Here is a 14,891-nt window from a genome sequence, read left to right on the forward strand (position 1 = left end):
ATTGCTTAATAGGCTTTCCAATCGGAATGATTGCAGACTACGGTCATGCTGGCATGCCAAACAATTTACTCATTTTAGCGTTTGCCGGAATTTCACAATTTCCACGAGGCGATTGTTCATCATATCCACCGAGTCCTCAAAGTTATTCAAATACCATTGAATAAGTAACCCGATGATGGCATTTGCATTATATGCATGAAGATATTTATTTAGGCCATCCTTATGTTTTCTGAAATCCGTCTCTTCCATTAGCTTGCAGATTTCATCAAAAAGCATGTAATAATATTTCATCGACACATCTTCGGATAATACAATTTTGTAAAAATCCTCATATTTCTTTACGTGGTCGAATATTTTCACAGAGTTTGGATTCAAGTTGAGTCCGCTGACGGTCAATTCCAGTCCTTCTTTAAAGGGCTCATCATATGAAACTTGTAAATCCCGCATAATTTCTTCGAATAATTCCTGGAGCACATCATCGACACTTTGATAATGAAAATAAAATGTCCCCCGGTTAATCGTCGCTTCTTTACAAAGCTCGGTAATTTTAATTTGAGGCAATGACTTTTCCTTCAATAATAAGAGTAATGCTTTATGTATTGTTTTTTTCGTTTTGATAACACGAAGATCATTTTTATTCATGGCGACCTCCTTTACTGTACAATTCTAACAAAAATGTTGGATATCGTACACATGGAGGTTTTTTGCTGATTGAAAACGCTTTATCCCGTGTATTATAATTTTATTGTACAGATGTTCGATAATATTATTTCAGGAGGATGAATTCAAATGAAATTAGAAGGTAAAGTCGCAATCGTAACAGGTGCAGCTTCTGGTATGGGTAAAGCAATCGCTGAACTTTATGCTAAAGAAGGCGCAAAAGTTGTCGTTTCAGATTATAACGTTGAAGGTGCAAAAACAGTGGCGGACGCAATCGTAGCAGCAGGCGGACAAGCTATTGCAAATCAGGCAAACGTAGCAGAATTAGCTGACCTGGAGCGCATGTTTGAAGAAACAAAAGCAGCATACGGTCAATTAGATATTTTAGTAAACAACGCTGGAATCATGGACGGCATGGAGCCAGTCGGTGAAATTTCTGATGAAAAATGGGATCGTCTTTTCTCAGTAAATACAATGGGTGTGATGCGTGCAATGCGTATTGCCACAAACATCTTCCTTGAACAAGGTCACGGTGTCATCGTCAATAATATCTCAGCAGGCGGCTTACGTGGTGCGCGTGCGGGTGCTGCTTATACTGCTTCTAAACACGCAGTAGCCGGTTTAACGAAAAATACAGGTTACATGTACGCAAACTCTGGTATCCGTTGCAACGGGATCGCACCAGGCGGCGTAATGACGAATATCCAATCATCGATGACAGGCATTTCTGAGTTCGGTGCTGCACGTCAACAAACAGGGCTTGGCACAATGCCTCGCGCTGGTCAACCAGAAGAAATCGCTCAACTTGCATTATTCCTAGGTTCTGATGATTCAAGCTTCATCAACGGACAAGTAATTGCTGCTGATGCTGGTTGGACTGCATACTAATATTCATTTTTAATGGAGAGCAAAATCTTGGTTGGTCAAGATTTCGCTCTCTTTTTACCGGTTATTGATAAAATAGATAGAAACTAAAATAAATGAACCTTCCAGTCAAGTTTGAGATGGAAGGTTCACTTTTTATTTATATTTCGTTAATAACGCTTCTGGAATATGGCAGTAATCATCCGGACATCTCGTTAACCGGTCCTGGTGCTCTTCCGCACTTCTCACATAGTTTACGAGAGGCAGAACTTCGACTACAATCCGGTCAGCATCTGGTCTTGCTGTAATGTATGCTCTTGCTTCAATCAAGTGTGCTCCGTTTTCACTGTATACACCTGTTCGGTATTTCTCGCCGACATCTTCGCCTTGTTTGTTCACACTGTACGGATCGATAATTTCAAAAAAGTACCCCATCAGTTCCTGCAACGATACAACATTCGGATCAAATTCAGTTTTGACACACTCGGCATACCCATCATAACCGCCGTCCAAAGTGTTCGTCGTTCCGTTCGCTCTTCCCGCTTCAGTAAATGTCACACCAGGCAATGTTTTAATAAACGCCTGTACACCCCATAAACAGCCCCCTGCAAAATATACGGTTTCCATCTCGGTCACTCCCCTACTCTCTTACCCGCAACACTTTTTAAACTTTTTTCCGCTTCCGCAAATACACGGATCGTTGCGGCCGATTTTGCCGCACTGCTCACGTATAATATCTTTCATTAAAAATGACTCGATATCCTTTTCGAATCGCTCTTTCTGTTCAAGTACAGATACTCGCCACGTCGCTATTGACGGATGTTCCTTTCCCATAGCCTTGTAAAAGCTGTAAAACATTTCATCCATATCAAATGCGAAAGCTACTTCGTTTCGCCCGAGGAAATTCTCTATTAAAGGAAAGGCTTTAGGAGACAAATGACTCGTCAGTGCATCCAGGAAAAACTCTTTCATATCAATATCCGATGTACGTTTATAAGCATCGGCTAAAGCTTGTTCAGCGTATTGCGTTTTCGCCTCTTTTAATACTGCACTAGCTGTCATATACATCCCGTTTTTTTCCGATAATAAATACGGAACCATAGCCTTTGCCATCTCTTCCGACTGCAGACGAATCATTGTTTCCTGCAAGAGTTGGCCCAATTCATCATCTTCTATATGCATCAATTCCACAAAGTAAGGAATCAACTCTTCCTCTTGCATAACACCCGCTGCATAGACCGCCATTAATCCATTGATACTGAAAAAGTCTTCTTCTATACTGTCGGCAATTACAAGTCTTGCTTCCATCTCATCATATTCGCCTAGACGAATTAGCGCATTGATGATGTGCTTCAGAAAAGCTAAATGCAATGTATTATAATTTCTTTCGACTACATTGCAATACTCACCATACAATTCCCACAGCGGCTCAAACTCTTCGTCATCCGAAAATTCATACTGCAGCAGTTTCTCGCAAAGCTCAATATACTCTCTACCTAAAAAGGACATCAACTCACTCTTAAATTTGACAATAATTCTCGGCTCTACATTCAGTAAAAAGCGCACAACATTCTTTTTATCTTTTAATGGAATTTCCTGGATCCACTGTAACAGCAGTTCAATCGATTGCTCGTTTTTCGGACTATTTTCCAAATCCATTAATAATTCCTTCCTTGTAACCTCGTTCATCCGGCAAAAAACAATAAGATCATTGACCAGCTCAACCGGAACCGCCGGATAATCATGGAGCTGCAATAACCAGGCATGCCGTAAAACTTCATCGTCTGAAAATAAAAATGGTCTTACCTTTTCGATAAATATTGTCATCACATTCCCTCATTTCATTCTGTATATTTTGGGTAATTTCTACCGATATTGTCCAGTCAATAACTTATTTCGCAATGCTTCATCACTTGCATAAATGTACAGCCCTTTAATGCCGCGCTTCATTAAAATATTAATCGAATTCAGGACAATTTTTTCCTTCGCTTCGTTCACATCGGCAATGCCTTCCGTGCCTGAATAAGCGCCTTTATCCATATACTTGCTCGGGTCTATGACAATCTCGTCCCGCCCCGCGTCATATTTAACAGATGGTCCGAGCACAACGCCGACGTAATTCAGATCAAATCCTTGAATCGTATAGATCGAGCCCGCTTCATGCACCGTTTCCGGCTTTTCCGCCCACGTATATTTCGTACTCGTCGTATTCCAAGGCATTTTGTATTCGCCGTTGGATTCGTTCACATAATACGTCCCGCCATCTTTTTTATGCAAATAATCAAATGTTGAAACGACCCGGCTGAGTCCGAATTCACTGTTCCGCATCTTTATTGTGTCATGCATTTCCTTCATCGCATCGAACACTTTGAATTCATAGTTTTCATCATGAGGCAGCGGCAGCAGCTGCTTGTTTTTGAATGCATTGATCCAATTGATGACCTCATCATTTGCCTGCATCCGGAACTGGTTCGTCAACTGATATTCTTCGGTGTACGCGCTTCGCTTCTTTAGTTGTTCAAGCGTTGCCGCACCCCAGAGGCTCTTCAGTTTCAGCACCTGATTTTGGTCGTAAATAATGACGACGACTTTTGCCAGCTTTAACAGCTCTTCCAAGTGATTATTGCCGTGGAAGTTATTATACGTATCGGGTTTTGTAAGTAGTAAATGCGCTTCATCCACAAAAATGATGTCCGCTTTTTTATTTTCCTTTTGGAGCGTGTTCACTAAAGGTGTCGGCTTCGCAAAGTTTTTTGCCTTTAAATGCTTCACCTGTTTCGCAATCCCTTTATATGTTTTGAACATTTCTTCGTGATTGACGACCAAGTAATTTTCCGTCTGATAAAGCGGTGACGAAGCTTCTTCCGCCCGTTCCTGAATCGTGTTGAAAATTGAGCTTAGCACAACGCTTTTCCCTACGCCCGCTTCCCCTTCAATGACCAGTAAACTGCCGTATTCTTCAGGATTGGCACTTACTTGTTTCTCACAAAATTCGAGTACCTTCTCTTTCAGTTCAAGCTGCTCGATCGAGAGTTCCTTAAACGGCGACAGTTTAAAAATATCTTTATTTTCGATGACATGCAGTTCATGATCGACCAGCTTTTGCTCGTACAGCTTCTGCCAGATTTCTTTAAACAACTGCTGATCATAATACGGCTTGTCGTAATAGTTATGCGTAAAATCGCTCGCCGTTTTACTTTTGTTTTGTAGAGTATATTTTTCATCACCAAGAAAATAATTGATCAGCTTTGTTTCGAGATGAAAGGTTGCAGAACGGTTGAACTTTTCATGCTTGATGAGGTTGATCTGACTGACGTTTTTCCGGGCACTTAGATGGGCTTTCATCCGGCTTTTAAAATATACCGTCTCCCCTATGTAAGCTTCTTTATTGCCATTTAACACATAGATGACCGGGTAGTTCAGATAGTGTTCATTGTTGTTAATCCGGTTAATGCTTTCTTGCTTGAACGGCCAGGACAGTATTTCGATTGCTGACAAATTGCCACCTTCTTTGTTTTGAATCGTTGCTAATTAATAGTTACATATTAGCATAAATGATACTCATAAATCCCTCGTAAACCGGATCTTTGGATATCACTGGAATTTAGGCAAAATCGAGTAGGAGGCTAGCCATTAATTGGCTAGCCGACCTCTCACACCACCGTACGTACGGTTCCGTATACGGCGGTTCAACCTTTTGAGTATCTTTGCTCGTAAAATTGGGACAGGTCTTTCAGTCCCCATTTTACGAGCCTTTTATTTGGAATGGCTTGGTGTAGAACCTCGCTTCGTGATATTCGCCAGTACCCTTTTCTTGAATGCGCCGTTTTCATCGCTTCATCATGTTGGATTCCGTATTGGCGTAATTTCACATATTTAGTTCGTGGTAGCTTCCACCGTTTCCATATTAATTGACGTAAGCGATGGTTTAACCATCCCTGTAATTCTTGGATGAAAGTTTTCATGTTGGCAACTCCATAGTAATTAATCCAACCAACCGTTGTTTGATTGATTCTTTTCACAATCTCACTAAATGTCCCTGTTCGTTTACGACTCGTCAGTATTCTTAGCTTATCTTTTAGTCGTTTCTTGGCGGACTTGATTGGTCGGTATCCCACTTTCCCGACAGATTTTGTAGATGAAACCCTAAGAATGTAGCTGCTGTTGCGCCACACACTTTACTTTTCTGCTCATTGATTGTGAGACCCAGTTCATCTTCGATAAAATTCTTGACACTGGTCATGACGCGTTCACCTGCTCTTGGTGACTTTACATAAATCACAAAATCATCCGCATAGCGAATGAATCGGTGTCCTCGTTTTTCTAACTCTCTATCTAGCTTGTTTAAATACACGTTTGCTAGAATTGGAGAGAGTGGACCCCCTTGGGGTGTACCTTCTGTCGTTTCAATGAGGATGTCCTTGTCCAATATGCCTGAGCGTAAGAATTTCCATATTAGCTTAAGTACTATTTTATCTGTTATGAATTCTTCCAAATAAGCTCGTAGTCGCTGGTGATGAATCGTATCGAAGTAACTTTTCAAGTCACAGTCCACCACTGTTCGATAACCTTCCTCGTAATATTTCTTAGCGAGGGCAATTGCCTGGTGTTGGTTTCGACCTTTTCGAAAGCCAAAACTTTTGTCTGAAAAGTGTGGATCAATTATTGGTTGGATGACTTGTAGAATGGCTTGTTGAACAACTCTGTCCAATACACATGGTATACCTAGATATCGTTTGGAGCCATCCGCTTTTGGGATAGCTACTCGTTTCACTGGTTGAGGTTGGTAGGAACCATCTTTTAATTTCCTTTTCAATGGTTCCTCATATTTTATTAAATGCGCCTTCAGTCCATCAACCGTGATACCATCGATTCCAGGTGCTCCTCCATTTCCTTTTACTTTCTTATATGCATTCCATAGGTTTCTATGGGACGCAATTCTGTCAATTAAATTGATACTTTCTTGTTTCTTCATTTCCATGTTTACATCCCTACACGCTCTTATATACTCTTTCGCTTCCAGCTTATCCCTCTATAAGTAGCCATCTATTCGGTCTATACCTTGATGTTTTCTGTGTTTTGGCGGGATGTCTCCACCTCCTTGTTTCTTTCAAGATTTAAAAGATTGTTCGGCCCTTCATCTTTTGTCGAAGACTACTATGGCTTCTGCTGACTTCTCTTGATTCATCCATTTATCACTAAACAAATTGTTAATTGAATAACCCTCAAGAGACCTCCCCGGGTAAGCACAACCGCCTTCCTCTCATGTAACTGCCAGATTTACTGTATGGGATTTGGGCAGTATTGGACTTCGCTTTGTTTGGCAAGCTCATCCGTCCCAAGTCAGCCTTTTATCTGATTTCTGTTCGTCAGTTCGAGAGTTTGCGTCCGACTTCCTTCAGATTCCACGTCACCATGGACACCCTTGTCTTTCGCTAACAGTTCCTACTGCCAAGCCTGTAGTGGACTTTCACCACCAGGCTGTTGTGCATGCCGGGCACACCAAAAAACCGGTCCGTACAATTCTTGTACGAACCGGCTTCTGTCACCTGTCTATAATACTTTACTTAAGAATGATTTTGTTCTTTCTTCCTGTGGTGATTCGAACAACGCGATTGGCTCGTTTTCTTCAACGATGTAGCCGCCGTCCATAAAGATAACGCGGTCCGCTACTTCTTTCGCAAAGCCCATTTCATGCGTTACGACGATCATCGTCATACCTTCTTTTGCCAAGTCTTTCATAACATCAAGAACATCCCCAACCATTTCAGGGTCAAGTGCACTCGTTGGCTCATCAAATAGCATGATTTTCGGCTGCATAGCTAGTGCACGGGCAATCGCCACACGCTGCTGTTGTCCACCTGATAATTCAGAAGGATACGCATTGGCTTTCTCTACTAAACCAACTTTTTTCAACAGTTCCATCGCTCGCTCCTTGGCCTGGTCTTTCGTTAAGCCCTTTAATTTTAGCGGAGCATATGTGATATTTTGCAAAACCGTTTTATGCGGAAATAAATTAAACTGCTGGAAAACCATCCCTACTTCTTGTCTAATTTGATTTAAGTTTGCATTTTTAGCGGAAATCGCATGACCGTTTACAATGACATCTCCGCCTGAAATTTCTTCAAGGCGATTCAAGCAACGTAAAAAGGTACTTTTCCCTGAACCCGATGGCCCAATAACACAGACAACTTCTTTTTCTTTAATCTCAGTAGAAATATCTTTTAAAACTTCTAGTATCCCAAATGATTTTTTTAGGTTCTTTACGGTAATAATGCTCATCGCAGGGCCATTCTCCTTTCGAGGTAATTACTTAACAATGTTAATGCATATAAAATTACAAAGTAGATTGCACCAACAGTTAACCAAATTTCAAACGCAGCAAATGTAGCAGAAGCCTGAATGTCCCCTTTTTGCGTTAAGTCGGCGATTCCGATAACAGATAATAGCGATGTATCTTTCAAACTAATAATCGCTTGGTTCGTAAATGTAGGAAGCATTCTTCTAAGTGCTTGCGGCATAATAATGTCCTTCATCGTCTGAGCCCCTGAAAGACCTAGTGAACGAGCTGCTTCTGTTTGCCCTTTATCAATTGATTGGATTCCCGCACGGATAATTTCAGAGAAATAAGCGCCGGCATTCAGTGAAATTGCAAGGATCCCCGCTGTAATATTATCCATCGGGATGAACTTTGTCACACCGAAGTAGATGAAGAATAATTGTACAATGATTGGTGTACAACGGATGATATTTACAAAGACTTTTGCAATGATATTTAAAATTGTTAATGGCGCTAAACGGAACAATGCGACGATAAGACCGATAGCAAACCCTAATACAATAGCAATAACGAAGATGTAAAGCGTCATCTTCAACCCTTCCAGCAAGTAAGGTAACGCAGCGATTGCTACTTCCATATGTATTTCACTCCTCTTAAAAATAAGCACGCTATACGCGTGCTTACCGTTTTATTCAGCTAAATAGTTGTCTAGAATTTCTTGGTACTTGCCATTTTCTTTCAAGTTTTCTAGACCCGTATTAATTTTTTCAAGAATTTCATCGTTCTTACCTTTTAATACACCAATTCCGTATTTGTCATCATTTAAACGGTCACCAACAATTTTTAATGGTAAATCTTGTTGTGCGATCGCATATGAGATAACTGGGTAGTCTTCAAATAATGCTACAGAATTTCCGTTTTGTACTTCTAGGAACATTGATGGGCTATCATCAAATTGAACCATTTCAAATCCAACTTCTTGTGCAATCGAAGTCGCATAGTTTGCGCCAACTGTTCCTTTTTTTACTGCTACACGTTGTCCTTTTAAATCTTCTACAGATTGAATATCTGTGTTTGTTTCACTAACAATTAGAGATACACCTGCATCGAAGTACGGCTCAGTGAAATCAACGACATTTTTACGTTCTTCCGTGATACTCATTCCACCCATAGCTACGTCTAATTGACCTGCTTGTAGTGCTGGAATAATTCCCTTGAAGTCCATTGCTTTCAATTCCACTTCAAAACCTTGGTCTTCACCAATTGCTTCGATTAACTCCACATCAATCCCTACATATTTACCATCTTTTTCGAATTCAAATGGTGGGTATGTAACATCAATACCTACTTTATAAACTTCTTTGTCTGAATCAGTTGATGTTGATTCCTTTTCTGTTTCATCTGCACCGCATGCTCCCAATAACAATGCTGGTACGAGTAGTAGACTTGCTAATAGATTCTTTTTCATGAATTTTCCCCTTTTACTCTATAGTTAGATATTTCTAAATTCAGTTTATTATTAAAAAACTAGCTTTACAAGCTTTTTCGTCCTTTTTTCCTTTGTAATATCATTATTTTATTATTTCAAGATATTTTCTTGCTATAAAATTCCATTTATCAGAAAATTCCTTCTATTGAATTAAAAAAATTATTATTTTTTACCAATTCTTTAAGTGATAGGTCCGTCCTAGAAAGAAGGGTGTTCGGAAACAAAAATAAAAGAAGCCCCCCCTATAAAAGGGAGCTTCTTAAATAGCTTATTATATTTGTACTACACCTAATAAAATAGCAATGATTAATAGTACGATACTCAATCCCCACATCCAGAAGAATGAGAACTTCAGGTGTTTGCCCATTTCCAGACCTGATAGACCAAGTGCCAGCCATACTGCCGGTGCAAGTGGTGATACGAATGTGCCGACAATGTTACCGATGATCATCGCATACGCTGTCGATAAGGAATCGATGCCGTATGTTAAACCGATTTGGTCAACAACCGGGAACAATGCGAAGTAATATGCATCCGTACTTAACAGCAAGTCAAACGGTACACCAAGTACCCCAATAATAATATGTAAATACTGTGCTAAAAAGCTTGGTAAAATATTTACGGCATTATTGGCAATGGCCGTTAGCATGCCTGTCCCGTTTAAAATCCCTAAAAACAGTCCTGCTGCGATGATGATCGAAGCCATCGTTAGCGCGTTCGATGCGTGTGCCTGAATACGTCCCATCTGCTCTTTCGGTGTACGGTAGTTCAATGGTAAAGCGATCGCGACACCGATCAGGAACGCTAAGCCGGCCGGTAAAAGTCCTGACATTAATACAGCTAGAACAACAATAGCTAAAATCGCATTTGCCCAAATGAGTTTCGGACGCTTTAATGTTTCATCGGTTTCAGCATTTAAAATACTGTTGCTTAAATCGAATTTTAACGTTTCCCCTGTTTGCGCTCGTTTCGCAATGAGGCGTTTTTCACGGAATCCCATAAAGACAGCTAGTAACAGCATCAGCACAACACCGATAACCTGAATCTTAATTAACGGATGCCATAGCTCTGTTACATCTGTATCAAGAACGGAAGCGACACGCCCTAATGGACCGCCCCATGGAATCATATTGATAATCGCCGCAGAACCGCCGACTAACAGTAAAAGTAAATACGGGTTCATCCCTAGACGAACATATAGTGGCAATAATGCCGTAATCGAAATCAGGAATGTGGAAGCACCTGAACCGTCAAGCTGTGCAATAACCGCGACAATAACCGTTACGATTGCAACAAGCACGACATTCCCTTTTGACAGCGCTACCATTTTATTGATAATTGGTTCGAACAAACCGACATCCTGCATAACTCCGAAGAAAATAATCGCAAAAATAAACATGATGGCAACACTGATTACAGAACTGATTCCATCATCGAAAAATACCCCTAAATCATCAAACGAATAGCCTGCAACAAACATCGCCACTACCGGCGGAAGAACCATCGCAACAATTGGCGATACACGTCCGCTGATTAACAGCGCAACAATTACCAAAATCGTAATAATACCAATAATACTTAACATTCAACAACCCCCATTGCTTAGAATTCTTATAATCTTATGACAATTCTATGTGAGGAGGAAGAATGTGCTCATTTATTTAATAAAAACAATAAAGCTAATTTTGTTCATAAGTTTCACGGAGGACATAATTCCGTTCCGGACGACCGACAGTACCGTAAAGCAGCTTCGTCTCAAGAATGTTCATTTCCACTAAGTATTCCAAATAGCGTCGTGCTGTGGAGCGGCTTGTCCCGATCACTTCACTTAACTGTGTCGCCGTCAATGTTGTGTACTCGTGCTCATTAAATAAGTGAATCACCTTTTCGAGTGTAAACGTATCGATTCCTTTCGGCAGTGCCTTTTCAGTCGCTGTCGAATGATTTTGCCGGTGAAACAGCGCATTCAGGTCTTGCTGTGAGAAATGTGCTTTCTTTTGAAAAGCCGATTGCATCAAATGAAACTGCTGGAATGATTTTTGCAGCCGCGCTTCTTCAAACGGTTTTACAATATAGTCGAATACCCCATATGCGTACAATGCTTCGACATGGGCACGCTCTGCGGCGGCTGTCACCATAATAATGCGGACTTCCGGGAACTGCGATCGTACATACGCTACAAGTTCATAGCCTGTAACATCCGGAATATATAAATCCATCAACAGAATTGCTGGTGGTGTGTTATGCAGGAGTGCTTCCTTTAATGAGGCCCCCGTTAGAAATTGCTGTACTTGTGCATCCGGCTGAATCGCTTTAATATAGTCGGCATGAATCGCCGCAATGCGAAAATCGTCTTCCAGTAACCAAATATCCATTGAATCACTTCCTTTGTAAAATGATTAAAAAGCAGGCACCGCCTAAATCGCTTTCTTCTATTAACAGTGAGCCACCGACTTTTTCAAGTGCCTGTTCACTGATTGCCAGGCCGTAACCGCGGTCATAGCCGTCCTTTGTCGTAAATCCGAGTGTAAAAATCTGAGTTGCCGTTTCTTCATCGATTCCCGGCCCATTATCATGCACCTCAATGATCAGTTCATGGCGATATTGATGGATAAACAGCTCAATTTGCTTGTCCGGTCTCTTTGTTTGATCCAATGCATCCATCGCATTTTGCAGGACATTCCCTAATGCGGTCAATAATGCATCCACTTCTTCATCATTATAATCGACTAACACGTCCTCTGTTTCGATCGTAATCGTAATGCCGCGCTCTTTCGCTTCCGATATTTTCCCTTCGAGTAACGCCTGCAGCAATATCGAAGGCTGGGTTGCAATTGCCTGCTGCTGTTTCGTTGAGTCCTGCTGCTCCTGCCTGATAAATGCAATCGCCTCTTCAATATGGGATTGCTTTAACAAGCCTAAAAGAACGTGCAGTTTGTTCGCAAATTCATGTGTTTTTGCCCGCTGCATCCGCGCCTGCTGCTTCACCAATGTCAGTTCATTAATGACCGTTTCATATTCAAGCTTTGCCCGTAAAATATATAAATAGCCGAGCTGCTTCTCATGTTCCAACGGCGTTTTTGTAATAATCATCTCCTGCTGCTGCAACGGAATTTCCAGTGCCCGAATCACCTCTTCTTCAAATAGCTGTTCGGGAAGCAGTGTATGTAGTGAAATGCCTTCTGTCAGTGGGGAAAGGAGTTCCTTCGCACGTGAATTCGAGATCACCACTTCATTATTGAATGTCGTCAAAATAACCCCATCCGTCGTCTCCTCAAGTATTGTGTGATACGCCGAATAAAGCTTGGCAATTTGCGCCGGCTGCATACCGAGCAGCTGATCTTTAACATAAAGCGATAACAGCACCGCACAAACAATCCCGAAAACCGCAAGCAGCAGCGTGATCTGAAGCCAACCGAAAAAGGCGGTATCAATTGTCCTTTGTATATCTTTCGTTAAGTACCCTACCGAAACAACCCCGACAACTTTGCCGTTAACCAAAACCGGTACTTTCCCGCGGATCGATTCTCCCATTGAACCCGTCGTTACCGAAACGATGGACTCTTTGTTAATAAGTGCCGAATCATTATCCCCGCCGACCATCGACAGGCCGATTTTTTCCGAGTTCGGATGGGTATAGCGGATCCCTTGCTCATTTCCTATGACGATGAAACTGGCACTGGTCTGCTTTCGTATATCCTCCGCAATCGGCTGAAGAATAGAAGACGGATCTTCCGCAGAGAATGCGGCAACGACATCCGGCCGCTCAGCAATCAAATACGCACTCGTTAACGCCTTTTCCCCCATCTCTTCCAGTACCGATTCATCCAAATAATGATTAATCAACAACAAAAACAGCACACAAATCGTAAAAACGATCCCGCTGATTGTGATAAGAAGACGGAAAGTAAGTGATTGTTTTAGGCGGGTTATCATGGGTGAGCCTCCTTTTGTATGGTGTTTTTATTAGTTTACCACGGGAAGTTGGTTGCGTTGTTAAAGATATTGCTTCATGCAGTTGTTTGGATTTCGCAAAAATTCTCTTAGATACAGGACTGAACCCCATAAAAAAACCGGTTCGCACTATAACTCTAGTACGAACCGGTTTTACTATGGAACGTGAGAACCGTCACGTTATTTTTCACAAGCCCAGCCGTCGTTATCACGATCGTGTTTAGACTCATATGCTGGGTGACTTGATTTAACACCACTTGGGTAGACTGCGCGCATTGCCGTACAATTTTTGAAAGACGTTGCTGCTCCTGCTACTACATATGTACCGGAGTTAACATCACCTGTAGATGGTTTTGGCGACGGTGTTGGAACAGGTACCGGTGTTGGCTGAACAGTTTCACCTGGTGCTTTGAATTCCTTACTGTCAATCGTATAACCATTACAATTTAATGTGGCAACAATTGTACCAGCTTGTGCAGTTGAAAATGCTTTTGCACCAACCGTTTTAATATTCGTTAATACAGATTGGTGCGGGTGGCCGTAGTCATTATTTTCACCATAAGATAAAATAACTGCTTCCGGGCTGGCAGTTTTCAGGAAGCCAAGGGAGCTACTCGTATTTGAACCATGATGACCAGCTTTTAAAATTTCTACTTCACTAATTTTGTTCGTTGCAACCAATTTCGATTCAATCGCTACGTCCGCATCGCCCATTAATAATACATCCTGTGAGCAATACCCAGCTGCTATAACTAGACTAGCATCGTTATTTTCTGCTGCATCCGGATCAGAATAAATGACACTTAAATAGGAATTTATAGAACGATCTTGTTCTAAAATTTGTCCAGGCGTTGGAATAATGAATTTACTTCCTTCTGCCTGTATTGCTAATAACGTATTTTCGTACGTTTTTGATGTGTGTACTTTGCCCGATCCGACAAATGTGGCTACTTCAAACGCATTCAATACATCCACCATTCCACCGATATGGTCCGCATCAGGGTGTGTTGAAATTAAATAATCCAACTTTTTTACACCTAATGATTTTAAATAGGCCACTACTTTATCGCCTTGGTTGGTTGGGCCTGCATCGATTAACACTGTTTTACCATCGGCTAACTGGATAAATGTCGAATCTCCCTGACCTACATCAAGGAAGTGCACTTTCATTGACTTCCCGGATGGTGCAGTCGATGTCCCCTTGCTCATATAAATTTTCACTGTTTTTGTAGTTGGTACCCAATTAACTTGAGCACCTAACGCCTCGCTGATAAATCGTAAAGGTACGAGTGTGCTGCCATTTACTATTTGAGCAGGAACGGAAATCGTTACATTTTTGCCATTTACTTTCGTTGTTTTTGAGCCGATTTTCAGCCAAATTTTTGTACTGCCTTTAGATGCATCAATCGTTTTAGTGGATGCATTCCAATTAACATTTGCTCCTAAGCCTTCAAAAATACCACGTAACGGTACTAATGTTACCCCGTTTTTAATCATCGCCTTGTTGCTGTATGATTGTTTGGAATCATTTAAAAAAATCGAAATATTTGATGCTGCCTGAGCTTCATCCACCTTCGCAAACGTAGCAGATGAAAAGACAAGAAGCACAACCATCACCATTTTCAAAAACCTCATATATTATCC

The 14,891-nt window shown here is 41.2% G+C and carries 14 protein-coding genes; 1 reads left to right on the top strand and 13 read right to left on the bottom strand.

Going from position 1 to position 14,891, the window contains the following annotated elements:
* Positions 1–69: 69 nt before the first annotated feature.
* Positions 70–642, bottom strand: coding sequence for a TetR/AcrR family transcriptional regulator (locus tag MKZ25_RS15285; protein WP_340802249.1), 573 nt, complete (start codon positions 640–642; stop codon positions 70–72).
* A gap of 147 nt (positions 643–789) precedes the next feature.
* Between MKZ25_RS15285 and MKZ25_RS15290 the strand changes: the two genes are divergently transcribed.
* Complete coding sequence (locus tag MKZ25_RS15290; RefSeq protein ID WP_340802250.1) at positions 790–1,548, top strand: SDR family oxidoreductase; 759 nt, start codon at positions 790–792, stop codon at positions 1,546–1,548.
* Between the two features lie 132 nt (positions 1,549–1,680).
* Here MKZ25_RS15290 and MKZ25_RS15295 read toward each other — a convergent pair whose 3' ends face one another.
* The 12 genes from MKZ25_RS15295 to MKZ25_RS15350 form a co-directional block, all read right to left on the bottom strand.
* Complete coding sequence (locus MKZ25_RS15295; protein WP_340802251.1) at positions 1,681–2,151, bottom strand: peptide-methionine (S)-S-oxide reductase; 471 nt, start codon at positions 2,149–2,151, stop codon at positions 1,681–1,683.
* A gap of 21 nt (positions 2,152–2,172) precedes the next feature.
* Positions 2,173–3,351 carry an SEC-C metal-binding domain-containing protein gene (locus MKZ25_RS15300; protein ID WP_340802253.1) on the bottom strand — a complete coding sequence of 393 codons (1,179 nt, stop codon included), beginning with the start codon at positions 3,349–3,351 and terminating at the stop codon, positions 2,173–2,175.
* A 39-nt stretch (positions 3,352–3,390) separates the two neighbouring features.
* Entirely contained in the window at positions 3,391–5,022 is a 1,632-nt protein-coding gene (locus tag MKZ25_RS15305; RefSeq protein ID WP_340802254.1) for a DUF2075 domain-containing protein, read from the bottom strand.
* 191 nt (positions 5,023–5,213) lie between these two features.
* Positions 5,214–5,699 carry a group II intron maturase-specific domain-containing protein gene (locus tag MKZ25_RS15310; RefSeq protein ID WP_340801943.1) on the bottom strand — a complete coding sequence of 162 codons (486 nt, stop codon included), beginning with the start codon at positions 5,697–5,699 and terminating at the stop codon, positions 5,214–5,216.
* Positions 5,603–6,499, bottom strand: coding sequence for a group II intron reverse transcriptase/maturase (ltrA, locus tag MKZ25_RS15315; protein WP_340799763.1), 897 nt, complete (start codon positions 6,497–6,499; stop codon positions 5,603–5,605). The genes MKZ25_RS15310 and ltrA overlap by 97 nt, the downstream gene beginning before the upstream one ends.
* Before the next feature lie 578 nt (positions 6,500–7,077).
* Positions 7,078–7,806, bottom strand: coding sequence for an amino acid ABC transporter ATP-binding protein (locus MKZ25_RS15320; protein ID WP_340802256.1), 729 nt, complete (start codon positions 7,804–7,806; stop codon positions 7,078–7,080).
* Positions 7,803–8,441, bottom strand: a complete 639-nt coding sequence (locus MKZ25_RS15325) for an amino acid ABC transporter permease (RefSeq protein WP_251690198.1) — start codon at positions 8,439–8,441, stop codon at positions 7,803–7,805. The genes MKZ25_RS15320 and MKZ25_RS15325 overlap by 4 nt, the downstream gene beginning before the upstream one ends.
* Positions 8,442–8,492: 51 nt before the next feature.
* Positions 8,493–9,272: a transporter substrate-binding domain-containing protein gene (locus tag MKZ25_RS15330; protein WP_340802257.1), complete on the bottom strand. Its 780-nt coding sequence runs from the start codon at positions 9,270–9,272 to the stop codon at positions 8,493–8,495.
* A gap of 292 nt (positions 9,273–9,564) precedes the next feature.
* Complete coding sequence (locus MKZ25_RS15335; protein WP_340802258.1) at positions 9,565–10,878, bottom strand: CitMHS family transporter; 1,314 nt, start codon at positions 10,876–10,878, stop codon at positions 9,565–9,567.
* A gap of 94 nt (positions 10,879–10,972) precedes the next feature.
* On the bottom strand, positions 10,973–11,668 hold the full coding sequence (locus MKZ25_RS15340; protein WP_340802259.1) for a response regulator: 696 nt from the start codon (positions 11,666–11,668) through the stop codon (positions 10,973–10,975).
* Between the two features lie 4 nt (positions 11,669–11,672).
* A complete protein-coding gene (locus MKZ25_RS15345) occupies positions 11,673–13,229 on the bottom strand; it encodes a sensor histidine kinase (protein ID WP_340802260.1) in 1,557 nt (518 codons plus the stop codon).
* Between the two features lie 198 nt (positions 13,230–13,427).
* Positions 13,428–14,882 carry a stalk domain-containing protein gene (locus tag MKZ25_RS15350; RefSeq protein WP_340802261.1) on the bottom strand — a complete coding sequence of 485 codons (1,455 nt, stop codon included), beginning with the start codon at positions 14,880–14,882 and terminating at the stop codon, positions 13,428–13,430.
* Positions 14,883–14,891 lie beyond the last annotated feature (9 nt).

The organism is Solibacillus sp. FSL W7-1464, assembly GCF_038004425.1.
Lineage (GTDB): Bacteria > Bacillota > Bacilli > Bacillales_A > Planococcaceae > Solibacillus.

What these genes read in the sequence shown, in the direction of transcription:
- MKZ25_RS15285 (WP_340802249.1), bottom strand. Translation starts at nt 642, where the DNA reads ATGAATAAAAATGATCTTCGTGTTATCAAAACGAAAAAAACAATACAT.
- MKZ25_RS15290 (WP_340802250.1), top strand. Translation starts at nt 790, where the DNA reads ATGAAATTAGAAGGTAAAGTCGCAATCGTAACAGGTGCAGCTTCTGGT.
- MKZ25_RS15295 (WP_340802251.1), bottom strand. Translation starts at nt 2,151, where the DNA reads ATGGAAACCGTATATTTTGCAGGGGGCTGTTTATGGGGTGTACAGGCG.
- MKZ25_RS15300 (WP_340802253.1), bottom strand. Translation starts at nt 3,351, where the DNA reads ATGACAATATTTATCGAAAAGGTAAGACCATTTTTATTTTCAGACGAT.
- ltrA (WP_340799763.1), bottom strand. Translation starts at nt 6,499, where the DNA reads ATGAAGAAACAAGAAAGTATCAATTTAATTGACAGAATTGCGTCCCAT.
- MKZ25_RS15320 (WP_340802256.1), bottom strand. Translation starts at nt 7,806, where the DNA reads ATGAGCATTATTACCGTAAAGAACCTAAAAAAATCATTTGGGATACTA.
- MKZ25_RS15325 (WP_251690198.1), bottom strand. Translation starts at nt 8,441, where the DNA reads ATGGAAGTAGCAATCGCTGCGTTACCTTACTTGCTGGAAGGGTTGAAG.
- MKZ25_RS15330 (WP_340802257.1), bottom strand. Translation starts at nt 9,272, where the DNA reads ATGAAAAAGAATCTATTAGCAAGTCTACTACTCGTACCAGCATTGTTA.
- MKZ25_RS15335 (WP_340802258.1), bottom strand. Translation starts at nt 10,878, where the DNA reads ATGTTAAGTATTATTGGTATTATTACGATTTTGGTAATTGTTGCGCTG.
- MKZ25_RS15340 (WP_340802259.1), bottom strand. Translation starts at nt 11,668, where the DNA reads ATGGATATTTGGTTACTGGAAGACGATTTTCGCATTGCGGCGATTCAT.
- MKZ25_RS15345 (WP_340802260.1), bottom strand. Translation starts at nt 13,229, where the DNA reads ATGATAACCCGCCTAAAACAATCACTTACTTTCCGTCTTCTTATCACA.
- MKZ25_RS15350 (WP_340802261.1), bottom strand. Translation starts at nt 14,882, where the DNA reads ATGAGGTTTTTGAAAATGGTGATGGTTGTGCTTCTTGTCTTTTCATCT.